This window comes from Rhodococcus opacus B4 (genome assembly GCF_000010805.1).
In the GTDB taxonomy this organism is placed as follows: domain Bacteria; phylum Actinomycetota; class Actinomycetes; order Mycobacteriales; family Mycobacteriaceae; genus Rhodococcus_F; species Rhodococcus_F opacus_C.
Genome location: NC_012520.1, coordinates 151,805 through 174,096 on the forward strand (window position 1 = coordinate 151,805; position 22,292 = coordinate 174,096).

General features: G+C 66.5%; 20 protein-coding genes, 8 pseudogenes and 1 riboswitch. Of the genes and pseudogenes, 6 read left to right on the forward strand and 22 right to left on the reverse strand.

What is annotated here, in order from left to right:
- Positions 1-414: 414 nt before the first annotated feature.
- From ROP_RS36705 to ROP_RS44945, 4 genes and pseudogenes are all read right to left on the reverse strand, one after another.
- Positions 415-885, reverse strand: a complete 471-nt coding sequence (locus ROP_RS36705; RefSeq protein WP_012686818.1) for a DUF2231 domain-containing protein — start codon at positions 883-885, stop codon at positions 415-417.
- A 67-nt stretch (positions 886-952) separates the two neighbouring features.
- Positions 953-1,624, reverse strand: a complete 672-nt coding sequence (locus ROP_RS44935; RefSeq protein ID WP_258085248.1) for a condensation domain-containing protein — start codon at positions 1,622-1,624, stop codon at positions 953-955.
- Positions 1,625-1,680: 56 nt separating this feature from the next.
- Entirely contained in the window at positions 1,681-2,289 is a 609-nt protein-coding gene (locus ROP_RS44940; RefSeq protein ID WP_258085261.1) for a condensation domain-containing protein, read from the reverse strand.
- A gap of 18 nt (positions 2,290-2,307) precedes the next feature.
- Positions 2,308-2,511: pseudogene (locus ROP_RS44945) on the reverse strand (acyl carrier protein); the annotation flags it as partial.
- A 94-nt stretch (positions 2,512-2,605) separates the two neighbouring features.
- Here ROP_RS44945 and ROP_RS44525 point away from each other — a divergent pair.
- The gene (locus ROP_RS44525) at positions 2,606-2,782 is read left to right on the forward strand and encodes a hypothetical protein (protein WP_231869140.1); all 177 of its coding nucleotides are present in this window, start codon (positions 2,606-2,608) and stop codon (positions 2,780-2,782) included.
- 283 nt (positions 2,783-3,065) lie between these two features.
- Here ROP_RS44525 and ROP_RS44530 read toward each other — a convergent pair whose 3' ends face one another.
- The 9 genes and pseudogenes from ROP_RS44530 to ROP_RS36735 all read right to left on the reverse strand — a co-directional run bounded on the left by ROP_RS44530 (position 3,066) and on the right by ROP_RS36735 (position 9,121).
- Positions 3,066-3,581: an AMP-binding protein gene (locus ROP_RS44530; protein WP_236581714.1), complete on the reverse strand. Its 516-nt coding sequence runs from the start codon at positions 3,579-3,581 to the stop codon at positions 3,066-3,068.
- Positions 3,529-3,912 (reverse strand): annotated as a pseudogene (locus tag ROP_RS44535) (AMP-binding protein); the annotation flags it as partial. The gene ROP_RS44530 and the pseudogene ROP_RS44535, both read right to left, overlap by 53 nt.
- The gene (locus ROP_RS44955; protein ID WP_269454491.1) at positions 3,882-4,523 is read right to left on the reverse strand and encodes a non-ribosomal peptide synthetase; all 642 of its coding nucleotides are present in this window, start codon (positions 4,521-4,523) and stop codon (positions 3,882-3,884) included. The gene ROP_RS44955 and the pseudogene ROP_RS44535, both read right to left, overlap by 31 nt.
- Before the next feature lie 32 nt (positions 4,524-4,555).
- A complete protein-coding gene (locus tag ROP_RS44960) occupies positions 4,556-4,996 on the reverse strand; it encodes a condensation domain-containing protein (protein ID WP_012686824.1) in 441 nt (146 codons plus the stop codon).
- 333 nt (positions 4,997-5,329) lie between these two features.
- Positions 5,330-5,973: pseudogene (locus ROP_RS36715) on the reverse strand (HemK2/MTQ2 family protein methyltransferase).
- Between the two features lie 209 nt (positions 5,974-6,182).
- Positions 6,183-6,641 (reverse strand): annotated as a pseudogene (locus tag ROP_RS36720) (phosphate signaling complex PhoU family protein).
- Between the two features lie 251 nt (positions 6,642-6,892).
- A complete protein-coding gene (locus ROP_RS36725) occupies positions 6,893-7,153 on the reverse strand; it encodes a CD225/dispanin family protein (protein WP_012686827.1) in 261 nt (86 codons plus the stop codon).
- Between the two features lie 413 nt (positions 7,154-7,566).
- Positions 7,567-8,328: a COG4705 family protein gene (locus ROP_RS36730; protein WP_012686828.1), complete on the reverse strand. Its 762-nt coding sequence runs from the start codon at positions 8,326-8,328 to the stop codon at positions 7,567-7,569.
- A complete protein-coding gene (locus tag ROP_RS36735) occupies positions 8,249-9,121 on the reverse strand; it encodes a DedA family protein (protein WP_012686829.1) in 873 nt (290 codons plus the stop codon). Before ROP_RS36735 ends, ROP_RS36730 begins: the two co-directional genes overlap by 80 nt.
- Before the next feature lie 1,123 nt (positions 9,122-10,244).
- Here ROP_RS36735 and ROP_RS44965 point away from each other — a divergent pair.
- A complete protein-coding gene (locus ROP_RS44965; protein WP_258085249.1) occupies positions 10,245-10,373 on the forward strand; it encodes a hypothetical protein in 129 nt (42 codons plus the stop codon).
- 29 nt (positions 10,374-10,402) lie between these two features.
- Here ROP_RS44965 and ROP_RS41895 read toward each other — a convergent pair.
- A pseudogene (locus tag ROP_RS41895) lies at positions 10,403-10,696 on the reverse strand (integrase core domain-containing protein); the annotation flags it as partial.
- Between the two features lie 48 nt (positions 10,697-10,744).
- Here ROP_RS41895 and ROP_RS36740 point away from each other — a divergent pair.
- The gene (locus tag ROP_RS36740) at positions 10,745-12,139 is read left to right on the forward strand and encodes an IS30 family transposase (protein WP_043827253.1); all 1,395 of its coding nucleotides are present in this window, start codon (positions 10,745-10,747) and stop codon (positions 12,137-12,139) included.
- Positions 12,140-12,146: 7 nt separating this feature from the next.
- Here the strand turns inward: ROP_RS36740 and ROP_RS42935 are convergent.
- Positions 12,147-12,299, reverse strand: a pseudogene (locus ROP_RS42935) (DDE-type integrase/transposase/recombinase); the annotation flags it as partial.
- A gap of 83 nt (positions 12,300-12,382) precedes the next feature.
- Here ROP_RS42935 and ROP_RS36745 point away from each other — a divergent pair.
- The gene (locus ROP_RS36745) at positions 12,383-13,432 is read left to right on the forward strand and encodes a tyrosine-type recombinase/integrase (RefSeq protein ID WP_043826076.1); all 1,050 of its coding nucleotides are present in this window, start codon (positions 12,383-12,385) and stop codon (positions 13,430-13,432) included.
- Complete coding sequence (locus ROP_RS36750) at positions 13,429-15,765, forward strand: tyrosine-type recombinase/integrase (protein WP_012686759.1); 2,337 nt, start codon at positions 13,429-13,431, stop codon at positions 15,763-15,765. Before ROP_RS36745 ends, ROP_RS36750 begins: the two co-directional genes overlap by 4 nt.
- A 29-nt stretch (positions 15,766-15,794) precedes the next feature.
- Here the strand turns inward: ROP_RS36750 and ROP_RS41905 are convergent.
- The 5 genes and pseudogenes from ROP_RS41905 to ROP_RS36780 form a co-directional block, all read right to left on the reverse strand.
- Positions 15,795-16,570, reverse strand: a pseudogene (locus ROP_RS41905) (IS3 family transposase); the annotation flags it as partial.
- 159 nt (positions 16,571-16,729) lie between these two features.
- Positions 16,730-17,153 (reverse strand): annotated as a pseudogene (locus tag ROP_RS41910) (MFS transporter); the annotation flags it as partial.
- A 111-nt stretch (positions 17,154-17,264) separates the two neighbouring features.
- Positions 17,265-17,801 (reverse strand): universal stress protein, encoded by a 537-nt coding sequence (locus tag ROP_RS36770; RefSeq protein ID WP_007296124.1) that lies wholly within the window; start codon positions 17,799-17,801, stop codon positions 17,265-17,267.
- A 24-nt stretch (positions 17,802-17,825) separates the two neighbouring features.
- Positions 17,826-18,191 (reverse strand): fluoride efflux transporter CrcB, encoded by a 366-nt coding sequence (gene crcB / locus ROP_RS36775; protein WP_012686833.1) that lies wholly within the window; start codon positions 18,189-18,191, stop codon positions 17,826-17,828.
- Entirely contained in the window at positions 18,188-18,676 is a 489-nt protein-coding gene (locus ROP_RS36780) for a fluoride efflux transporter FluC (protein ID WP_007296122.1), read from the reverse strand. Before ROP_RS36780 ends, crcB begins: the two co-directional genes overlap by 4 nt.
- 19 nt (positions 18,677-18,695) lie before the next feature.
- Positions 18,696-18,783: riboswitch (Fluoride riboswitch) on the reverse strand.
- 161 nt (positions 18,784-18,944) lie between these two features.
- Between ROP_RS36780 and lgt the strand changes: the two genes are divergently transcribed.
- Complete coding sequence (gene lgt / locus ROP_RS36785) at positions 18,945-19,850, forward strand: prolipoprotein diacylglyceryl transferase (protein WP_012686835.1); 906 nt, start codon at positions 18,945-18,947, stop codon at positions 19,848-19,850.
- Positions 19,851-20,387: 537 nt separating this feature from the next.
- On the opposite strand, the gene ROP_RS36790 is transcribed toward lgt, so the two are convergent.
- Both ROP_RS36790 and ROP_RS36795 read right to left on the reverse strand, forming a co-directional pair.
- Positions 20,388-21,815 carry a HAMP domain-containing sensor histidine kinase gene (locus tag ROP_RS36790; protein ID WP_007296120.1) on the reverse strand — a complete coding sequence of 476 codons (1,428 nt, stop codon included), beginning with the start codon at positions 21,813-21,815 and terminating at the stop codon, positions 20,388-20,390.
- A gap of 70 nt (positions 21,816-21,885) precedes the next feature.
- On the reverse strand, positions 21,886-22,212 hold the full coding sequence (locus ROP_RS36795; RefSeq protein WP_007296119.1) for a hypothetical protein: 327 nt from the start codon (positions 22,210-22,212) through the stop codon (positions 21,886-21,888).
- Positions 22,213-22,292 lie beyond the last annotated feature (80 nt).

The window sequence follows — 22,292 nt, forward strand, 5'->3', positions numbered from 1 at the left end:
ATTTTTTTGGGGTTCCATAGACGCTGCGGTCGATATGTCGTCGATGGAAGGCCCATCGCCTCCGGGGGACCGCAGGCAGAGCCTCGATGAGATAGGCCGCCGCCGTCTTCGGATACGCGGGCAACGCCGTGTCGTCGTGACCAGTGCACCAGCTCTCGAAGCGCCGCCACGTCGGCGCAATGGCACGGTGGGCGCGCTTCCAGCGGGATGTGGACATTAGCGGGATGTGGACATTACTGCCCGAGAGGGGCAGCGACCGCCTCCGACATGCCGGCGATTCGCAGGTCCGGACGTGGCGGTGGAGGTCGGGGTTGACGATGTGTCGCGCGTCTAGATCGCTCGTTCAGATCGTTCTTGCTCGGCTGCTTCGTCCGGCAGCGACCGATCGGGAGTTGAGATAGCTTCCTGAGTAGGTCATGGAGCCTCACCGGGGACGACGTCACCCCAGGCCGCGCGCGAACCTGACTCGCCGATTCGGTAGACCTGCACGATGGTGCTGGCCGCCACGACGATCGCGAGAATCGCGACGATCCATGTGAGCGGGCGTGACGGTCCCGCCTTTCGTTCGCGGAGGTGTACCGCGGTGATGGCCAGTGCGATCAGCAGAAGCGCCGCGGAGAAGTAGATCATGGTGTCGCCGCGTTCGGTGTGCGCATCCACGGCAGCAGTGTCAGTAACATTCTTTTCGAGCCATTGCCCGGCGTCGGTGGTCAGCGGGGTCAAAGCAGTGGTGACGGCCGCGAGCACCAGTGTCGGCCACACCAGTCGATGCCGGGCGGTCGGCCACACGCTGCACAACATGACGAGAACCGCTGTCATCGGCGCGAGTACCACCATGAAATGGACGAGCAGTACATGTACGGGTAAACCGTTGACAGTGGACATGGGCCAATTGTTCAGATTCGTGCTGAGAAAGCGCTGAAGGTCAGCTGTGGCGGAGGCTGCGGTGTGGTCACAGTTCTGACCGTGTGCTGAGGACGGCGCGTAGGCCCTTGTTGAACAGATCGGTGGAATACACCAGTTTGGCGTCGATACCGTCTGGTGCACCGGTGCCGTCGTGCCGTTCGGTGAAATAGAAATGCGGATCGCATTTCGCGATGTCGAGCGGACTGGGCGTGATGTCGAAGTGAGTCCGTCGACATCGCGTTCGGCGGGGGCGAAGTTTTCGAGCGAGATCGCGACCTGGAAGAACGGGTGCAACGACGGTGACCGTGCGGGATCGAGGATCTCCACCAGGCGCTCGAACTGCACATCCGCGTGCGCGAACGCCCGCAACTCGATGTCCCGAGCAACGGGCCACCAGGTCGTCGAAGGTCGTGGTCGACTCCACCTGTGTGCGCAGGACGACGGTGTTGACGAACATTCCCACGACGTCGTCCAGGCTCGGGTGGCCGTGTCCGGCGACGGGAGCGCCGATGGCGATGTCGGTGGCGCCGCTCAGCCGGGCAAGTAGTAGCGTCACCGCTGCGTGCAGTGCCGTGAACAGGCCGGTATGGTGGGTGCGCGCCGCCTCGAGCAGTGCGCCATGGACGGCCGGGGCGATGGCGAAGGGCAGGCGCGCCGCCCCGTAGGACCACTTCTCGGGTCGGGGGCGATCACTCGGGAGCGAGAGCGCTCCGGTCAATCCTGGCCAGTTCCTCTGTCCAATAGTCGATTTGGGCATACGCGAGACTTCCGGGGTCATCCTCGCTGTCCGAGGACAGCCCGCCGCCAGAGGGTGTAGTCCGCGTACTGCACCGGAAGGTCCTGCCACTGCGGCGCCGAGTCGTCCGCCCGCGCGCTGTATGCGAGGACGAGGTCGCGCGCCAACGGCGCCAACGACCACCCGTCCACGCCGATGTGGTGGAACGTGCAGGCGATCATGTGGTCGTCGGGCCCGAATTCGAAGACCCGAATCCGGAGGGGTGGATGAGTTCGGACGTCGAATCCAGCTGTAAGGACCGCCCTGATGTTTCTTCGTCGGCGGGGGTCGGGGACGGCGTCGGCGAGCAGGTGTTGGTAGGGGCCGGCGGGAGTGTCGGGGTAGATGGTCCGCAGTGGCCGGTGCCGTTCGAGCACATCGGCGACCGCACGTCGAAGAGCGGTGTGGTCGAACGCGCCGCGAACACGGAGGGTGAACGGAATATTGTAGTGGGCGGGCGCGGTGACGGTTCTGTCGATGAAAGTCTGTGCCGGGGAAAGCGGGAGTCGGTCGGGCAGGGGTATCGCGCCGAGCCGGTGGCGATCCGTATCGCGCGTCGATTCGCCGATCCGGGTGGCCAGCGCGGCAACCGTGGGCGCGTCGAACACGTCCCGCCCCCCGAGATCGGTACCCCAGCGATCATTGATCCGGGACACCACTCGGGTCGCGGACAGCGAGTCGCCACCGAGGTCGAAAAACGAGCTGTCGGCACCGACCGCGGAGGCACCGAGGACCTGCGAACACGTCGGCGACGGCGTGTTCGGTCGGTGTCTCGGGATCTCGTCGAGACCGTGCGCCGTCCTCGAAGGTGGGATAGGGCAGCGACGCACGGTCGAGCTTGCCGGTGGGGGACAGGGGTACCGAGTCCACGAGCATGATTGACGCGGGGACCATGTAATCGGGGAGGAACCGCCGGACTCGTGCATGGAGCTGCTCGACGTCGAACGTCTCGGGCTCGCGCGGCAATACATACGCGACGAGCACCGGATTCCCGGTGGACCCGCGATGCACCACGGTGCGGCAAAGGTGATGTCGGGATGGTCCGAAAGAGCCGCGTCGATCTCGCCGAGCTCGATCCGCAGACCTCGGATCTTCACCTGATCGTCGGCCCGGCCGAGGAACTCGAATTCGCTGTTCGTCGACCAGCGGATGTGGTCTCCGCTGCGGAACATACGCGAGCCCGGTTCGCCGAAGGGGTTCGCGACGAACGTGGCGGCGGTCAAACCCGGACGTAGGTGGTAGCCGCGGGCGAGACCCGCTCCGCTCAGATGCAATTCGCCGGTGGCGCCGGGGGAGCGGACGCAGATTCCGATCGAGCACCACGGCGCGCACCCCGCGCATGAGGGGCCGATCGTGACCGGTGACTACGGATCCATCGGGTCGGTCAAGGTGACACTGCACGTGGTTTCGGTGGGAGACCGTATGCATTTCGCATGTCACGGCCTTGGGCCCAGCGTCGGACCAGCGGGGGCGGGCACGGTTCGCCGCCGACCAGCACCAATTGCAACTCGTCGAGACCTGCCGGGTCGACGGTCGCCAGGGAGGAAGGGGTAGCCAGCAGATGGGTGATGTGGTGTTCCCACAGGAACTTGGCCAGTTCCCGACCTCCGAAGGCGGTTGCGGGGGCCACGACCAGGGTGGCGCCGGCATTGGCGGCGGCCAGTATCTCGACCAGGGCGGTGTCGAACGTCGGTGAAGCGAGGTGCAGGAGACGGGACGCTGTGGAGATACCGTATTTCTCGCGAATCTCTTGAGCGAGGTTCGCCAGTCCGGCGTGGGTGACGACGCACCACCTTCGGGGTGCCGGTGGAACCGGAGGTGTAGATGACGTAGGCGGGGTGGTCGCGGCGGAGGGAGTGTGTGCGTTCGAGGTCGTGTACGGGTCCGGATCGCTGATCACCGCACAGTTCCTCGGAGTCGAGCGCAAGCCATTTGAGTGAGTCGGGTAGTCGATCACGTGCCTGCGAGACGGCGAGTCCGATCGCGGCGCCCGAGTCCGCCACGGTGTACGTGATGCGATCGGCAGGATGGCAGGGGTCGATCGGAACGAACGCGGCTCCGGACTTGACCACCGCCCAGAGGCCTACCACTGATTCGATCGATCTGGAGTCCGCCACCGCGACAAGCGTTTCGGGGCCGGTGCCCCGAGAGATCAGTGCCCGGGCCACCCGGCTGGACCGCCGATCCAGTTCGACATAGGTCAGCGCCCGTTCGTCTGCTCGCAACGCCACCGCTTCGGGATACTGCTCGGTGGGCAGTCCGCGGCACCGGATGCGGGCACGAAACCGGTGCGCTCACCCGGAAGGAAGAGGCCGAGATCCGCGATCGCGGTCGAGGAGTCCGCGGCGGCGAACGTGTCCAGGAACGCGATGAACCATCGATGGTGGGCGCCGAGCTTGTCGTGGCTGTATGCGGTGGAGTTGCCTTCGAAGTCGATGCGCGGCAACGATCCGATCGATCCCGGGTACACGTTGATCGCCAGTTCCGAGGTCGGCCCGGTGGTCAGGACCTGCACCTGTCCGGTCACACCGCCGAAGGAGATCTGCTGTGTGAACATCATCAGGTTGATGACCGGTCCGAACGGCGCCGGATCGGATGGGGCAGACGCGGCTGCGCCCGAATGGCGGTCGCGTCCGATGTCCTCGCGTCGATACCGCTGGTGGCGGAGGGCGGCGGTCAACGCCGCCTGGGTGGGTTTCATCGCCTCCCCGACCGTGGACGAGCGGACCCGCCGTCGCCGCAACGGCAGCATATTCGATACTGATCCTGCGGAATTACGCAGTAGAGCACTAGTTCTGGCCGAAACGGGCAGTGAGAGAAGGATGTTCTCGGCGCCGGTCATGAGGGCGAGGAAGGCGGCGAACGCGGACACGATCACCGCCGCCGAACGGAGCCGCCGCGGTCGACGAGGGCGTTGCCCCGGGCGGAGACGGCGCCGCTGACCCGGTGTGCCGCTGCGCCGGGTGTGCTGCTGCGCCCGAGAGTCACTGCGTCCGGCAGGTCCGCTGTCTCGCCAACCCAGAAATCACGATCGCGGCGTCTCTGGTCGGACTGCTGGTAGCGCAGGTCCTCGTCGAGCAGCTGCCCGGGGTGCACCACCGGATGGGCGGGAGCTTCCCGCTGTTCGAGGGCGGCGACGTACAGTTCGGCGGTCCGGCCGATCAGTGTCATCGCGCCGTATCCGTCGAGGGCGATGTGGTGGGCGCGCGAATACCAGAAGCAGCGGCTGTCGGTGAGCCGCAGGATGTGTGAGACCACGAGGTGCTCGTCGTACATGTCGAGGGAGATCTTGCGGTCCCGTCGCATCCATTTCATGAGCTGCCTCCAGCGGCGCGTCTTCGGCGCTGAGGTCGACGACGGTGACCGATACGTTCGCGGCCGGTGCGACGACGACGGCGTGGGGGTGACCGTCGACGTCGACGAGCCGAACGGATCCGGCGCCGAGTTCGCGGTGGGCCCGCTGGTTGGCGGCGGTCAGCAGGTCGAGGTCGACGGAGCCGCGGAGTTCGGTGTACTGGGCGATGACGAAGGGCACCTCGGGGGAGAGATGCTGTGCGAACCAGATGGCCTTCTACGCCCCGGTGAGCGGAAGGGTCTCCGGTCGCCCCGGCAGGGCGCACACCGAGGGCGGCCCATCGATCGACGAGGTCATGCCGCTGCCCTCACGACAACGATCTCCTCGGCCCTGTGCACTGGAGTGATCAGACCGCGTACCTCGAGCATCTGGATGCGCGAGGAGAGAACCGGACCGAACGGGACCTCGGCCCTCGCTGCGATGTCGACGCGCAGCCCCTGTTCTTCGAGGATGTTTGTATCATCTCGATTCTCCGCTGAGTGAGGACTGGGCGATCAGCAGTACCCCGTCCGCGTAGAGGACATCCGGTGCCTCGATACAGATCCGGTCGAGCAGTGCCCGTCCGTTCCGTCCCACGCCCGCTCGCCCCCGCGGCTTGGCAGCTCATCGTTGGGGGCGGGAACGTAGGGAGGATTGGTGACCACCAGGTCGAACCTGTCGGCGCGGACCGGAGCGGTCAGGTCGCCGCGCGCACGACCCGGATCGACCGGCGATGCATCGCGGCGTTGAGCCGCGTGTTGAGCCTAGCGCGGCGGGAGAGGTCCACTGCCGTCACCCGGCCGGCGCCCGCCGCGAGGGCCCCCAGGCTCAGTGCCCCCGTTCCGGTGCACAGGTCGAGGACCCGGGAACGGGGTCCGAGTTTCTGCGATGCGAGTACCTGTGCCAGCAACCAGGTGTCTGCCTGTGGCGGATATACCCCGGGCAGGCGCAACAGCACCGGTACTCCTCGCGATTGCGGCAGCGGTCATCACCGACTCGTGGACGATCCGGAGTGGTGGCTACACACACGGCCTTTTCGGTCGTGCGGTGCAGCATAAGATCCGCGGTCGTCGAGTCCACCAAAGGATCGAAACACGGACTTGTCCTCTCGCACTGTGTGCTTGCCCGATCGTTCCCGCCGGGGCTCGGCCGCTGGGGCCAGATGTCCTAGGCCGGCAGGCTTCCGGTCTCGAGGAAAATGACCCGCCGCCGATCTCAGCAGTGTGGTCACAGAATCGTTCGTAGAAGCGGCCGAGCAGAGTGATGTCGACAGCGGCTTGTACCCCGTGAGGCCATTGCTCGGCTTGGGTGATCGTTTACTCTCGGCTATGTGCACGGCGAGTCCACCCATGCGTCGTAGGTCGCCGACAGCACGAGGCCGCCGACCATGACACGCAGATCATGCGCGACGGGCGCCTGCAGCGGGAGCAGCGAGAACGCCCGCTGCTCCCAGGTCGTGGCGTCATTCTCGAGTGCTCCGCTCGCGTCGATGACACGCTCGGCCAGAGTGAGGTCCGCATCCAGCAGCGCGTTCGTCGCATCCGACACCGCGGTGACGGTCAGCGCGCATGTCGCGGCCAAGCCACCGGTCAGCCCGTCGATGCTATCCGCGAATCGTGTGCGCATCCGCTCACGGTCAGTGGGCACTGTGCGAGCGTCGTCGGGCGTCCCAACATCGTTTACCACCTCCACTGCACCGCGTGTGCATCACGCGCAGCGGCGGGTGATGCACCAGTGCCTGCTGCTTTCGCGTGTATGTATTGAGATGGATTGAATCGACGGTCGTCATCGGGCAGCCGTGTTCCTCTCGTCGCAACGAGCGTCGAACGGGAACAGCGCAACGATCGGTGGGCTGCAGGATATGGATAACGAGGGGACTATCCACGCATCTCACGACCCCACTCATGGTCTCCGTCACCGCCTTGGGCGATCAGCACGATGGCCAGGATCGTGTAAAGAATCACCGCCAGAAGGAGTAGACCGCCGGCGATCCACAGCGACAGTTGCCCGAGCCGGCGCACCCGGCGGGAGGCGTCCACGGCGCCTTCGACGTCGCCGCTCGCCCACCGTGGATACACATCGAATGCATGGTTGAAGGCGGAGAAAGCCAGCGGCCAGAAGAACACGAGCGATGCCACGGCCCAACCCGCATTGCTGCTGGGTCTCGGTTCGGCGGGGTCGTCGGCGCCGCGCTTGGCTGGGGGTTCGTTCGCGGCGCGGCCGGTTCGGCAGGTGTGGATTCTGGTGTCGGCGAGACCATGATGGACTCAATGTCGGTCGGGATCTGCCTGACGGTACGGGACCTGTGTTGAGAATTCGCTGAGAAGCCAGCCGATTCCGTTCTAATACCATTGCCGTGCAACAACGTTGCGGAGGTTAGGACGTCCTCGGAGGCCGGTGTCCTCATCGGGGATGAGGCGGAGACGAGCTGTCGATGCTCTCGGGTTCGAACGGAGGCCGTATTCCACACGTCGAGGATGCGTGAGAAAATCGCCCGCTTGCCTGCTGCGGTGGGGTGCAGGGGCCGCGTGAACGGCTGGGAGATGAGCCATCACGACCGTTCGTGGACCGGTTCGCGGTCTGCCACGGTTTCTTGGTGGCGGATGTGGGTGTAGACGATGAGCGCCAGCAAGATCACGGCGAGCACTGCCGATGAGCCCACCGTCCCCAGCGCCAATCCGCCTTTGTCGTGCGGCTTGCTGAACAGGTCCCCGACCGTCGCACCGAGCGGGCGGGTCAGCACGAACGCAGCCCAGAAAAGGACAGTGCCGGAGGACGTGGTGAAGTAGTGGGCGCCGAGGATCAACGCCATCACGGTGCCGATCAGGAGGGCGCCGCCGGCGAAGCCGAGACCGGAACTGTCGGCGAGGAAGTCGCCGAGCGAGGTGCCGAGGGTGTTGGAGAACAAGATGGCGGTCCAATAGAGCAACTCGCCTCGGAAGGTGCAGATCCGTTCGACATCGAAGGTATCGCCGAACCGACTCCAGATGGCGAAGACGCAGGCCAGGCAGGTGATGAGAATGAGTGCGCCCTTGGCGTAGCCGAGTCCGGCGGAGCGGTTGAGGAAGTCGGACATGGTAGTGCCTGCGGTGCTGGTGGCGACGATCACTGTCCAATACAGGGCGGGATGAAACGTCTTGGCCTTCAGCTGGGTGACGAGGCTGACGAGGAACAGTCCGATGAACAACACCGAGGCTGCGGCGTAGCCGATGTTCAGGGTCTGGGCGAGGAGATCACCACCGGTTTCGCCGAGCGTGGTGGCGGCGATCTTCATCACCCAGAAGATGGCGGTGATCTGGGGGAGTTTCTTCATGATTGCTCCAGTCGCTGTGCGCGGCAACGGTCACTGGGACGCTCGCACGATGCGTGGTGCGGCAGCACGAGTGCTGGTCATTCATACATCTGCGGTGCCCCCACGGTTCTGTGCTGGTCGGGTGGTGCAGGTCGAACTGGTCGACGCTGGGGTGTCGGCGGGGCTCGCCGACACGTCCGGGATGGTTGTGCGCGGCTGCGCCGACGGAGTCGCGACGTCGTCGGGTGCGCACCGCATTGATCAGCAGCGGCACCAAGGAGACCACCACGACCGCGATCAGGATCACCTCGATGTGGTTGCGCACGATCGGTATCCCGCCGAGAAGGTATCCCAGGACGGGTACGCCCGTACCCCACAGCACACCCCCGATGACGTTGTAGGTCACAAAGGTGCGGTAGCGCATGCCGGAGGCTCCCGCCATCACCGGGGCGATGGTCCGGGCGACCGGTACAAATCGCGCGAGGAGGACGGTGCGCGGCCCGTAGCGGTCGAAGAAGCGCCGCGACTGCTCGAGCTGCTTCGGTCCCAGCCTCGTCGCGCTGGGACTGTCGAACACCGCCGGTCCCACGCGTCGGCCGATGAGGTAACCGACCTGATCGCCCAGGATCGCAGCGACAGGTATGGCGATCACCGGCACCCACAGGGGCGCGAAGGGCTGAAGTTGGGCGGCGAACACGCCGGCGGTGAACAACAGCGAGTCGCCGGGCAGGAAGAAGCCGACGAGAAGCCCGGATTCGACGAACACTGCGCCGAGAACGCCGAGCAGACCGAGGGCGCCCAGCAACGTCGGCACATCCAGGATGCCGATCCCCCAGTGCCATGCTCATGCCGCGGCCCCGTCGTCATCGCGTGGTTGCTGACGGCCATTCCGGGCGATGACCGGACAGCCAGCAGGCACCGGTCTCGGTTGCCGCGAACGCCGACGCCAACTCCCGTGTCCTCCAGGACTTGCAGTGTCGATGCGCCCGGGCCCCGGCGACGCTCGCGCGACGGGCTCAGCCATCCGTCGCGGCGAACACCGCTGTGCCTGCGACGAGCAGGGCCAGCGGTAGCACGGTCGTGCTGCACCTCGGTGAGCAAGGTCGTGGGCGCCGCCGCGCAGCCTGCCGAACCGGGCGAGTCGGCGTCGAAAGCGCGACGGTGTCAGTGCGTGTCTCACGCCTGCAGTCTTGGCGCGGGGTGCTGTGGTGACGCTGAGGAAGCCGCACACTCTCAGCCAGTATCGGGTGTGACCTGGAGTTTCGTTCATCGGTGAGCGGTTTCTCGGCGAGTCCACACTGGGCTGGGGCCACCCTCGCAGTAATAGCCGGCATGAGGGCAGGAGTGGGCCATGACGTCTACCAAGGACAGGCCGGTTCACCCGCCGACCTCGCCGCCACCACGTCGGCGCGCCGGTCGGCGGACAGCGCGCCGGATCGTCGGCGTGGCCGTGACCACCATGGTCCTTGCCGCCGCGATGTCGTATGCCCAGGCGTTGCTGGCTCCCGGTTACGCGACGTGGCAGGACAAATCCTCCTCGTGGCTGCGCGACCACGGCGCCGCCCCATTACTGAACCTGTACGAGAACTGGCTCTACACGCGGCATCCGCCGTCGAACGCGCAACCCGACCTGAGTCAGCTCGCCCCCTCGTTGCACGTTCCCGGTGTTCCCGGCCGGGACGCAGCAGCCGCGACTGGCCCTGCCGCTGCTGCCGCACCCGGCAAACACGCCACCGGTCATGTGGTCACCGGGTCGTGCCGGCCCGGAAGGCACGCCCTTGTCTTATACCGCGGTGTTCCAACCCGATGCCGCGCACCGCGGCGTGGTCGCCGGTGCGCGGCAGACCTCTGCGCGCGGGGTGACGCTCATCTGATGGAGGGCACCGAGCAGCCTTCCAGTTCGCCAAACCCGGCAGACGCTCGGGTGCCGGTGGGTGATGCCGTCGTTGGTTGCCGCGTTCAACTCGGGTTTCAAGCTGAAAGACATTCGTGGTGGCTTCCATTGGAACGGGATCCTGGTGCGGCCACTGGTCGACGGACAAGCATCGGTGGTCATCGACGACTGAGGTTGCCCCTCGGGAGTGGACACCGGATTTCATGCGGCGACTGACAGCGTAGACGACGCGATGAGTCGTTGTTCGAACTCCACTGGGGTGAGGTATCCGAGGGCGGAGTGACGGCGACGTCGATTGAAGTACGAGAGCCACTCGAACAGGTCCAGCCGTGCCTGCGACTTCGACGTCCAACTCCGTCCGTGCAGCCACTCCCTCTTGAGTCCTTGGAAGAACGACTCGGCGAGAGCATTATCGTAACTCGAGCCGACCCGTCCTCGACTTAGCTGAATCCCATGACGGCGGCATACATCGACGAAAGCTGCTGCGGTGTACTGACCAGGCTCAACCGGTGGAAGCAACACCTCGATAACGGAGGTGTGGGAATGGGACGACCACCCGGGTGGGCAGCAGCGTTGACGGGGCGTGCGGTGATGCGGTCACCGGGACGGCCTCCGATACGCCGAGATCTAGAGCGGGCATTCTGGACGCGGATCGCCGAGGGTCTCACGAGCGACGACGCAGCGACCACATGCGGCGTGTCGGGGCCGGTGGGGACACGGTGGTTCCGCCAGGCTGGTGGGATGCCACCGATCGAGTTGACCCCGGTCTCGGGGAGGTACCTGTCGTTCACCGAGCGTGAGGATATCGCGCTGCTGCGAGCCAAGGGTATGAGTATGCGCGACATCGCTGACCGGATCGGACGGTCACCGTCGACGATCTCGCGGGAGTTGCGGCGGAACGCCGCCACCCGCAATGGCAAGCTCACATACCGAGCGTCGACCGCACAGTGGAAGGCCGACCTCGCCGCGAGGCGCCCAAAACCAGCGAAGCTCGCCGAACACGATCGGCTACGAGAATATGTGCAGGACAAACTGTCTGGTGTGATTCGTGCCGACGATGGAACCGTGGTGTCCGGTCCGGATGCCGCTTGGATTGGCCGAAACAAGCCTCGGCGCGGTGATCGTCGGTGGGCGACGGCGTGGAGTCCGGAGCAGATCTCGAATCGCCTACCGATCGACTATCCGGAGGACCCGACGATGCGCATTTCACCTGAGGCGATCTACCAATCGCTCTACATCGAGGGTCGCGGCGGCCTGGAGCGGGAGCTCGTCGCGTGCTTGCGCACCGGCCGGGCGCTGCGAAAGCCTCGTGCGCGAGCACGGAAGCAGCGCACCGGATTTATCACCGAGGAGGTGACCATCAGCGCCCGTCCGGAGGAGGTCGAGAGCCGGAAGACGCCGGGGCATTGGGAGGGCGACCTCATCATCGGTCTGACCCGGTCCGCGATCGGCACGCTCGTCGAGCGCACCAGCAGATACACGACTCTACTACACCTGCCGCGACTGAAGGGCTATGGAACAGCGGCGATGGTGAAGAACGGGCCGGCGCTGTCCGGATATGGTTCGGAGTCCGTTCGTGATGCTCTGGCCGCGACGCTGTCACCGCTGCCCGAGCATCTACGCAGATCCGTGACGTGGGATCGCGGAAAGGAACTCGCGCGTCATGCCGAGCTGACGGCATCTACGGGTATCCGTGTCTACTTCTGTGATCCGTACAGTCCATGGCAGCGCGGAACGAATGAGAACACCAATGGGCTGCTGCGACAATATTTTCCGAAGGGAACTGATCTGTCCCGATACAAGTTCCGTGAGCTTCAGGCGGTCGCCGATGCGCTCAACAACCGCCCCCGAAAAGTGCACGGTTGGAGAACTCCAGCGGAAGTGTTTGCCGAACAGGTACACTCGTCCTCACGGCACGGTGTTGCGACGACCGGTTGAATCCGCCCTGTGATCCGCGGTCGCTGTGGAAGATAACGCCACCGACGTCACCACCGCGGGTGCGCACCGACATCTCGATCGCGTCCGTGACGAGATCGGTGCGCATGTGGTCAGCGATCGACCAGCCCACCACCCGGCGTGAGAAGATGTCGATCACCGTATTAGTTACGTGGAATCACGCCGGGGGTCGGTTGTTCGTCCCGCGGTGTCACCACGAGCTGAGGGGCCCTGTTGACTGTGTCGATGATCTTGGAAGAGAAGTGGCCGGTCCTGTGCCGGCACGAGCGGGCGGCCGAGTGGTTGCAGATCTGGACCGATCTGGGGCGGGCGCCTCGCACGATCGATGCGTACGCTCGCGGCCTGGCCGAGTACCTGCTCGTCTGCGAGCGTGAAGGCGTCGATCCGGTTGTCGCGACCCGGGCCCAAATCGCCTTGTTTGTAAGGGACTTGCGGACTCGACCGAGTCGGCGCGGTACCAATGTTGTCGCGTTGGACTCGGGTTCGGGTCTGGCGAACGCGACGCTGCAGCAGCGACTGGTTCCGGTGCGGTTGTTCTACGACTTCCTGGTCGAGGAGGGGGTCCGCGAGTCCAACCCGGTCGGTCGCGGGCGTTACACGCCGGGCCGGCACTTCGGTGGGCAGCCCCGGCCGCTCGTCCCGCGGATGGTCAAGTTGCCGTGGATCCCCGGCGAGGCCGAGTGGTTGCAGCTGCTCGACGTTTTCCGGCTCGAGCCGATCCGTAACCGGCTGATGCTGGCGCTGGCCTACGACTCGGCGCTGCGCCGTGAAGAGCTGTGCTCGCTCCGTACCGACGATCTCGATCCCGCGCACCGCATGCTGCGGGTGCGGCCGGAGACGACCAAGACCCGTCGAGGGCGGGTGGTGCCGTACTCTGCGGCGACCGGGGTGCTGCTGTCGGGCTACCTCGCCCACCGGGCCGGGATCAGCCGCGCCCGGGGGCCGCTGTTCTTGTCCGAGTCACGGCGCAATTTCGGTGAGCCGCTGAGCTTGTGGAGCTGGTCGAAGGTGGTGCGGCGAGTCGCGTTGGCTGCTGATGTTCCGCAGTTCTCTACGCATACCACCCGACACCTGTGTCTGACCGACCTGGCGCGAATGGGCTGGGAGCTGCATGCGATCGCAACCTTCGCCGGGCACCGTTCCACCGAGTCGACGCTGACCTATATTCACCTGTCGGGTCGGGATCTTGCGGAGAAGCTGAATCGTGCAATGACGCACCTGCATGCGCAGCGCATCAGCATGCTCACCGCACCCGACGGGACGGGTCCGGCGTGACCGCCGCGGTTCGTGCCGTCGGCGAGGCGGATGCCACGTGGCCGGCGTCGACGTTTCCGGTGTCCCTCGAACGCTACGATCGCCGGGAGGAGCTGACCGATGCGGAGCGCCGAGCACTGCGCGATTTGAGCCCGAAGGCGTTGCGCCGCAATAGAGCGCGGGGAATCCCACGCCGGACCGCGACCCACTGGACGGCGCTGGTGCGGCTCGTCGAGCCGCTCGACACCGCGCGGGCCGGGTTGCATCATGGCGATGACGCCCGGTTTCGGCGGGCCGGGGCGCACGCGGCCGCTATCATCTTGCAGAACTGCGCGGACACCGGCCGGTCCTACTGGGCGTGGACGAGCGAGGACTGGGCGCAGCTGTGTGGTTCGAGCGCCGAGGCCTTCGTCGCGGCCAGGGAACTGCCTACCGAGACCACCGTGCGTCCCTTCCTCGTCGCTCTGGCCTATCTGCTCGGCAGCTTCGACGCCTTCCAACTATTGGGCACATTCAACCGGCTGCACCTGGCCCGCCTCGTCTTCGGCGCCGAGGCGATCGAGGAGTCGATGCGCCAGGCCAGCGCGGTCCTGGACCAGTGGGGGTACCGCGGCGTCTTTATCGGCAAACACCGACTGCGCGGGGGGCTCAGCCAGGCCCTGCTGATCAACCGCAGTTCCAGGCTCGAGGATCTGGATACCGCGGCATTCGACCGGCTGCGCGTGCACCCAGCCACCAACGATCACCAAGGCGAGATGCTCTACGCGCTCCAACGTGCCGTCGCCGCACTCGGACACTGCGACCCGCCGGTGCGCACCGGAGACAACCCCTACGCCGTCATCGAAGGCACCACCGACAGCTGGGCCAACTGGGTCGCCCGTTGGCACGACACCTCCACGCTCACCCCGCGGGTCCGCAGGACCATCCGCACCATCCTGGCCAAGGCCGGGCGGTGGCTCGCCGCCGAACATCCCGAGATCACCGAACCCGGGCAATGGACCCGCCAGACCAGCGCCGCCTGGGTCGCGGCCGTGGACCGCATGACCGTCGGCGACTACGTCCAACGCCGCGACCACCTCCGCGCCCGCACCGGAGACCCGATCTCCCCACGCACCAAAGCCCACATTCTCATGGCCACCCGCACCTTCTTCCGCGACTGCCAGGAGTGGGAATGGATCGATCGTCGCTTCGACCCGGCCCGGGCACTCGCACTGCCCCGCAGCGTGTCCGCACTGATCGGCACCAACCCGCGTGTCATTGCCGACGATGTGTGGGCGAAGCTGCTCTGGGCCGGGCTCAATCTCGACTCGAGTGACCTGCCCGGCAATTCCGCCCACACCTACTACCCAATGGAGCTGATCCGGGCGATCACACTGACCTGGCTCTTCGGCGGACTGCGCAGCGACGAGCTATCGCGGCTGCGAGTTGGCTGCGTGCGTTGGCAACACGACGGTCAGCCCATTGCTGCCGACTCACCCGACGTGCTCGCTGAGGACGCCGTCTGCCTGCTGGAGGTCCCCGTCCACAAGACCGGCACCGCGTTCACGAAACCCGTCGATCCCCTTCTGGGACAGGCGCTCGAGGCCTGGCAAGCCCTGCGCCCGCCTCAGCCGAAGACACTCGACCGCAAGACCAGCGAACAGGTGGACATGCTCTTCGCCTTCCGCGCGCACCCGGTCGCAAAGAACTACATCAACCGCACGATCATTCCCGCGCTCTGCGCCAAGGCCGGTGTTCCGAGCAGCGACGTCCGCGGCAACATCACCAGTCACCGGGCCCGCTCCACGATCGCGACCCAGCTCTACAACGCCAAGGAACCGATGACACTGTTCGAGCTGCAGGCCTGGCTCGGCCACCGCACCCCGAACACCACCCAGCACTACGCGAAAATCACCCCGAACACGCTGTCCAAGGCCTACAACGAAGCCGGCTACTTCGCCCGCAACGTACGCACCATCGAAGTGCTCGTCGACCGCGACGCCGTCACCTCCGGCGGCGCCGCCACCGGCCAACCCTGGCAGCACTACGACCTCGGCCACGGCTGGTGCAGCTACACCTTTTTCGAGCAGTGCCAGCACCGGATGGCCTGCGCACGCTGCGACTTCTACACGCCGAAAGACTCCAGCAAAGCCCAGCTACTCGAGGCCAGCGGCAACCTACAACGCATGCTCACCAGCATCCCGCTCACCGACGACGAACGCGCCGCCGTCGATGACGGACACACCGCCGTCGCGGCGCTGCTCGAGCGCCTCACCGACCTCCCTACACCCGCCGGGCCCACCCCACGAGAGATCGGTACGTCCCCGACCGTGACCCTGCTGCCGATCGTGCAAGTCCGACACGGAGAACCCTGATGAACTTGACAATCCTGATTCCACATAATGGCCAAGAACAACCACGAGGATCCCACCGGGATGTAGGTTATGTCCCCACACCACTTGGTATCGACAGCCGTAGCGGTGAAGTCTCGCATCACCAGATCCGGCACCGACGGAGCCGACTTGTCCGCGACGGTCGTGCGCTTGCTGCGGCGCAGGTGCCTGCCCACCACGTGGTGGATTCGCATCAGCCGGGTCACCCGTTTGCGGTTGATCTTGCGTCCGCGGGAGCGGAGTTCGGCGTGAACCCGCGGGGCACCGTAGGCGCTCCGGTGCTCGGCATGAATGGCGCGGATCTCGGCGACCGTCGCGGCTTCCTCGGCCTGGCGCTCGACTCGGGCCGGCTCCGTGATCAGGTGCTTGTAGTAGCCGGAACGGGAGGTCCCGAGCACCCGGCACAGCCGCTGCACGCCGAACTCGGCGCGATGGTCGGAGATGAAGTCCCAGCGGCGGGTCTTCACTTCACCTCCTTTGCGAAATACGCGGCCGCCCGGCGCAGAATCTCGCGTTCGAGCTGCCATTCCTTTTCCGCACCGCGCAGCCGCGCATTCTCCGCGCGCAGCCGCGCGAGCTCGTCCGCCTCGGTCCCGTCGGCGCCGGTACTGCGGTCCTGCGAGCGCGCGTTACGGGCGGTGTCCTTGCGGACCCACGTCCGTAGCGTTTCGCCACTGACGCCCACATCCGCGGCCACCGCCGCGTACGTGCGTTTGCCGTCGGCCGCGCGATACAACGCGACCGCGTCTTTCCGGAATTCCTCCGTGTACAGAGACTGGCGTCCCACCTCGACATCCCTCCTGGCTCTCCTAGAACCATTGTCCGGGGTGTCCACTCAAAGGGTGCAGCCTCACGACGGCGGGCACATGACGATCGGCCAATGGGCCGGGATGCCGGCATAAACGACCACATGGTCGCGGTCCGGCAGAACCTCGCCCTCATAGTCGATCTGGTCGAGGGCCTCGTGGACGGCGAAGCCGCGGCCGCGGCCGCGGCCAGTGGCGGCGGTGGCGTGCGAGAGCAGAGTGTCCTTCGCCGGGCTGCGGACCGACTTCCCGACCCGTTCGGCGATGACCAGAGCACATGCCACAGGGCGGCGGCGATCCCGAGGAAAGGGACGGCGATCACGGTGAGCGCGTATCCGGCGATGGTCCACGCCGAAGACTTTTGGGTGCGGTCGACCAGCGGCCCGGAGACCAGCCGCAGCATTGGCGCGCAGCCTCACCGACTCCGGTGACGATACCGACGACGAACGCGGTCGCACCCAACGACGCCAGCAGGGGGCCGGTGATCGACAGGGCACCCTCGTATCCGACGTCCGTGAGCAGGCTGATCGTGCCGAACGCGAACACGACCCGCAAAGCACCCATCGGCCGGCGCACCCTCCCGGCAATGCCCACCGTTCGGACGGGTTTCGGGACCGGCGCGTGGGACCCGCGCCGGGCGTTGGAGGACCTGTCCGCGGGCTCGGACGGCGTCATTCACGCTCCTGGCGGTACGGGGACGAGCAGGACTGGGCGGTGGGCGTGGTGGACCAGTTTTGAGGACACTGATTCACCGAGGAACCGTTCCATCAGCGACATCGCCCCGCCGCGGGAGGTGCCGATGATGATCATCAGGGCGTCGTTCGCTTCGGCGATGGTGGTCAGCAGCTGTGCCGGGTTGCCCTCGCGGGAGTAATAGGCCCAGTTGCCGGGCAGGGCCGCCAGCATGGCGCTCGCCTCGGTGCGCTCTTGCTCGACGGCGTCGGCGAAGCGCTGCTCCCAGTCGTCGCGGTCCGGTTCGATCGGGATGTCGTCGATGTCGACGATGTGCGCGACGTGCACGAACGCGGTCAGGCGGCCGGCGAGGTCCATCGCGTAGGTCAGGGCGGCGTGGCTCGCCGGGTGCCGGTCGAAGCCGACCACCAGATGACACACCGCCGGGGTGGGCGCCGGCGGGCCGTCGACGCGCAGCGGGGTCCGCCAGTCCCGCAGCGTCTCTCGGGGGGCGGGGTGGTTGTGGTTGTTTTGGGTCATTGTGTTCTCCTCACACCCTCGCTTCTAGATCCCGGCCAAGGCCAGACCCGCCGCGCCGGCGGCGACGGTCACCAGCAGGGTGCCGACCGCGTTGGTGACACCGGCTGCATACCGTCCGCGGTGGATCAGCCGCACGGTCTCGAAACTTGCGGTGCTGAAGGTGGTGTACCCACCGCAGAACCCGACACCCACAATCAACTGCACCTCGCGCGGAACACCGTGAAAAAGGACCAGGCCAACCACGAACCCGAGCAGCAAAGACCCGGTCACGTTGATCGCCGCCGTCGCCCACGGAAACTCAACGCTGCGGCGGTGTTTGATCGCCCCATCCACAACGAACCGGGCGATCGCCCCCACACTGCCGGCGCACGCGATCCACCACACCATCACCGTTGCTCCTCCCGCCGCGACCGCACCTGCTCCCCGACCGCGATCCCCGCGATGGTGGCCACCATGCCCGCGAGCACCGTTCCGGCCGCATAACTTCCCGCCGCCCACCACTGATGGCCGCGCAGGAGCAGGTCGGCATCCACCGCGAGGGTGCTGTAGGTGGTGAACGAGCCCAGCACCCCGGTGCCCACACCCAGGCGCACCCGCTGACGCCACGCCGTGTCCGGGCCGAGCCGGGTCAACGCTTCGAGCACCAGCCCGAGCAGGAACGCACCGGCCACGTTGATCACGAATGTGGTCACCGGCCATCCACCCGCGGCCTGGGGGAACCACACACCGAGCTGATAGCGAAGCGGGGCCCCGAGCAAGCCCCCACCACCGACCGCCGCGATCGCCGCCGGGCGAACATGCAACGGGCCGGGGGTACGGGGTGCGGTATCGGGATCGACCGGCAAAGTGGGATTCGGGTCGCGGCGACCGTCCACGGGCACACTCCTTCCACGAAAGGGAAAAGGAGCCATCAGCCTCGGGTGAGGCGGTTCAGACGACCCCTCGCAGGGTGTCGTGGCGGAGATCCATCGCCGAACAGGATCATAACCGCCGTCTGGCATCGGACGTAGACCTCCGTCGGTCCGCTCAGGAGAACCAACACGGGAGAGCCTCACCACGGCGGCGGGGCGGCGAGCTGCCGGGTCAGGGTGCGCTCGCTCACGAGGAACTCGCCGTGGGCGTTCGCTCCGCTACCGTGGCGTCGTGACTTCCACTGTGGACGTACTGGCCTACATTCCGAGTCCGCCTCAAGGTGTCTGGTATGTCGGACCGGTGGCCCTGCGCGCGTACGCGCTGTTCATCATCGTCGGGATCGTCGTCGCGATCGTGTGGGGTGACCGTCGCTGGGTCGCCCGCGGCGGCGAGAAGGGCACGGTCCTCGACATCGCCATCTGGGCGGTGCCGTTCGGCCTGATCGGCGGCCGTCTCTACCACGTGATGACCGACTGGCCGACGTACTTCGGGGAAGGCGGCGACCCCGTCGACGCCCTGAAGGTGTGGCAGGGCGGTCTCGGCATCTGGGGTGCCGTGGCGCTCGGCGGTGTCGGAGCCTGGATCGGTTGTCGTCGCCGCGGCATCCCGCTGCCTGCGCTCGGCGATGCGGTCGCGCCCGCGATCCTGCTGGCGCAGGCGATCGGCCGGCTCGGAAACTACTTCAATCAGGAACTCTACGGTCGCGAGACCGACGTGCCGTGGGGGCTCGAGATCTTCGAGCGGCGCAACGACCTGGGCCAGGTGTCACCGCAGCTGATCGACGGGGTGTCCACCGGCGAGGTCGCGTTCGTGGTGCATCCGACGTTCCTGTACGAGGCGCTGTGGAACGTGCTGATCGTCCTCCTGCTCGTGTGGGTCGATCGCCGCTTCCGTATCGGTCACGGCCGCCTGTTCGCCCTGTACGTGGCCGGGTACTGCGCCGGCCGGTTCGCGGTCGAGTTGATGCGCAGCGACTATGCGAGCCTCATCGCGGGTATCCGGGTCAATTCGTTCACCTCCGGCCTGGTGTTCGTCGCGGCCCTGGTGTACTTCTTCGCCGCGACGAAGGGCCGTGAGGATCCGGCGGAGCTGCAGTCGACGCACGGTGATGCTGCGAATACGCGGCAGCCCGAGTAGGCGGAGCCGACGACCGGCGAGACGCCGAAATCGGAGGAGAAGGCTCCCGAGGGGGCGTCGGGAGACAAGGCTGTGAGTGCGGACGCCGAGTCCGGAGCGAAGACCGACGGCAGCAAGACAGACGGATGACGCGACTGACTGAACCGGCCGACCGCCGCGCTTACCTTACTGACCTCTGGACCGATAACTCGCAGACCTTGCGGCACTTCGGATACCGCAAGCTCGAGGCATCAACAGGGCGACAGCGACGATTCGCCCATTCTGTCCAGATCGACCGTCTCGGTGTCGTTCGTACGTGTGCTCGGCCTTGCCTTTGCCGATGCTTACCCACGGGACGGTCCGCGATTGCACTCCCACCGTGTCCGTCTTGCGCGGTGACGATGACCGTGACCCGCATCGTTCTGTCAACTTGTCAGCGCAGGGGTTCACGTCGGACGGCTCCATCCGGGCAGAAAGCGAGGCTGTTAGGGCGTGTGGTCAATGCGCGAGTGGGGTCGTCGGCTGACCGACACGGTTTGTAATTGGGTGCCCGAGCAGTCAATCGGTGTATCCGGGCTCCGGCAGTTCGGGCTTTTTCGTGCTGTGCGGGGTCGTGCCTCGGACCGGAAGGTGGACGATGGCGGTGGCGCCGCCGTCGGGGTTGGTGTCGATGTGCACAGTGCCGTGGTGTGCGGTGACGATCTCGGCGACGATGGCCAGGCCCAGTCCGGAGCCTCCGCTGCCGCGGGCGCGGTCGCGTTGCAGGCGGAAGAATCGCTCGAATACCCGGTCTCTTTCGGTCTCGGGTATTCCGGGGCCGTCGTCGGAGACCTCGATTCGGGCGGTCACACTATCGGATGACACCCGCACACGGACGGTGGTGGTCGCGTAGCGGGCGGCGTTGTCGACGAGGTTGCGCACCACCCGGGAAATCTGGGTGGCATCACCTCGCACCTGGACCGGTTCGAGGACGCAGGAGAACGTTGCACCGCCCTCGGCGCGTTTGCGGTGCACCTCCGAGGCGACGACGTCGTCGATGTCGACGTCGACGATGCGCAGGGGCAGTCCGTGCTCGTCGGCTCGTGCGAGGAGCAGCAGGTCGTCGATGAGGTGGTGCATCCTGGCGGCCTCGGGGAGCAGGGTGTGTTCGACGAGCGCGGTGTCGAGCAGTTCCGGTCGATCGCGTCCGATCTCGAGCGCTGTGGTCACCGTCGAGAGTGGGCTGCGCAGCTCGTGGGAGGCGTCGGCGACAAAGCGGCGTTGCGCGTGCTGGCCGGATTCGATCCGGGAGAGCATCGCGTTCATGGTTTCGGCCAGGGCGGCGATCTCGTCGTGCTGGGTCGGTACCGGGACGCGTTCGGCGAGATCGGAACTCGAGATCGCGGCGACCCGGGTACGGATTTTCTCCACCGACCGCAGCGAACGTCCGATGAGGGCGTAGGTGGCGAGGGCGGCGACGGCCACGATGAACGGGGCCCCCAATGCCACCAGAACGGCAACGGTTTTGATGGTGTTCTCGATGTTTTCCACACTGGTCGCGACCACGACGGTGTACCGGCCACCGACCCCGGTGGTGGTGTACGCACTCACTCGTAACCCGTCGGTGCGGGGGGCGGGCCGCGCGCCATGAACGAGCGCACCCTCGGGCGGTCGCACCGCGGTGACCGGTTCGGTGGGGCCGGCGGCGGAGGACCGCACCACCCGGCCTTGGGGGTCGATGACCTGCACCAACGTCACCCGTGGGTTGACGGACACGGTGGCGGCGTCGAGTTCGTCCGGGGTATCGAGCCGCAGCTGGGCACTGACTTCCTGGATCCGGGCGGCGGCAGCATCGTCGGATGCCGAGATCATCGACCGGTACAGCACCAGCGTCAGCGCGATCGCAGCGAATCCCACGGCAACGGCCACGACGACGCCGGCGATGATCGCGGATCGGATGCGCAGCCCCCACCTCCGCGGATGCAGCAGGGGCCAGATCCCGTCCATGGGCTCCATCTTCGATCATCGCGGTGTCGGCCGTGGGCGGGCGGGAAGATCCGCCCGCCCACGGCGGGTTCTACCGGCCGGGGGTGTGCATCCCGGGGGCATCGGGTACCTCCGGGCCGGTCTGATCGCCCTGCTGAATGTTGTCGTTGTCGACGGCGCCGGGGGTATCGCATTCCGGTGTATCGGGTACCTCCGGGCCGGTCTGATCTCCTTCCTGAATGTTGTCGTTGTCGACCGTTCCGCAGGCGTCGGGGACGTCACCGGGTTCCGGCGTGTCCACCACCGACGGCGGATTCGGCGGCGGCTGGGCGGTGTTGGCCGCGGCGATGCCTCCGCCGATCGCGGCGGCGGCGGAGACCGCCGCGGCCGTCGCGATGAGTTTGCCCTTGAGGTTCATGGTGTCGTCCTTCCCGTACTTTCAGCCGATCTGACTGTTACGACCAGGCTGCCCAACCGGTGCTGAGAGGTCGCTGTGGG

Excerpts from the sequence above, each read along its gene's own strand:
- ROP_RS36790 (WP_007296120.1), bottom strand. The coding sequence starts at position 21,815 with ATGGACGGGATCTGGCCCCTGCTGCATCCGCGGAGGTGGGGGCTGCGC.
- ROP_RS36740 (WP_043827253.1), top strand. The coding sequence starts at position 10,745 with ATGGGACGACCACCCGGGTGGGCAGCAGCGTTGACGGGGCGTGCGGTG.
- ROP_RS36705 (WP_012686818.1), bottom strand. The coding sequence starts at position 885 with ATGTCCACTGTCAACGGTTTACCCGTACATGTACTGCTCGTCCATTTC.
- ROP_RS44965 (WP_258085249.1), top strand. The coding sequence starts at position 10,245 with ATGCCGTCGTTGGTTGCCGCGTTCAACTCGGGTTTCAAGCTGAAAGAC.
- ROP_RS36745 (WP_043826076.1), top strand. The coding sequence starts at position 12,383 with ATGATCTTGGAAGAGAAGTGGCCGGTCCTGTGCCGGCACGAGCGGGCG.
- ROP_RS36730 (WP_012686828.1), bottom strand. The coding sequence starts at position 8,328 with ATGAAGAAACTCCCCCAGATCACCGCCATCTTCTGGGTGATGAAGATC.
- ROP_RS44525 (WP_231869140.1), top strand. The coding sequence starts at position 2,606 with ATGGAGCTGCTCGACGTCGAACGTCTCGGGCTCGCGCGGCAATACATA.
- ROP_RS36795 (WP_007296119.1), bottom strand. The coding sequence starts at position 22,212 with ATGAACCTCAAGGGCAAACTCATCGCGACGGCCGCGGCGGTCTCCGCC.
- ROP_RS44960 (WP_012686824.1), bottom strand. The coding sequence starts at position 4,996 with ATGAAATGGATGCGACGGGACCGCAAGATCTCCCTCGACATGTACGAC.
- ROP_RS44955 (WP_269454491.1), bottom strand. The coding sequence starts at position 4,523 with ATGACCGGCGCCGAGAACATCCTTCTCTCACTGCCCGTTTCGGCCAGA.
- ROP_RS36770 (WP_007296124.1), bottom strand. The coding sequence starts at position 17,801 with ATGACCCAAAACAACCACAACCACCCCGCCCCCCGAGAGACGCTGCGG.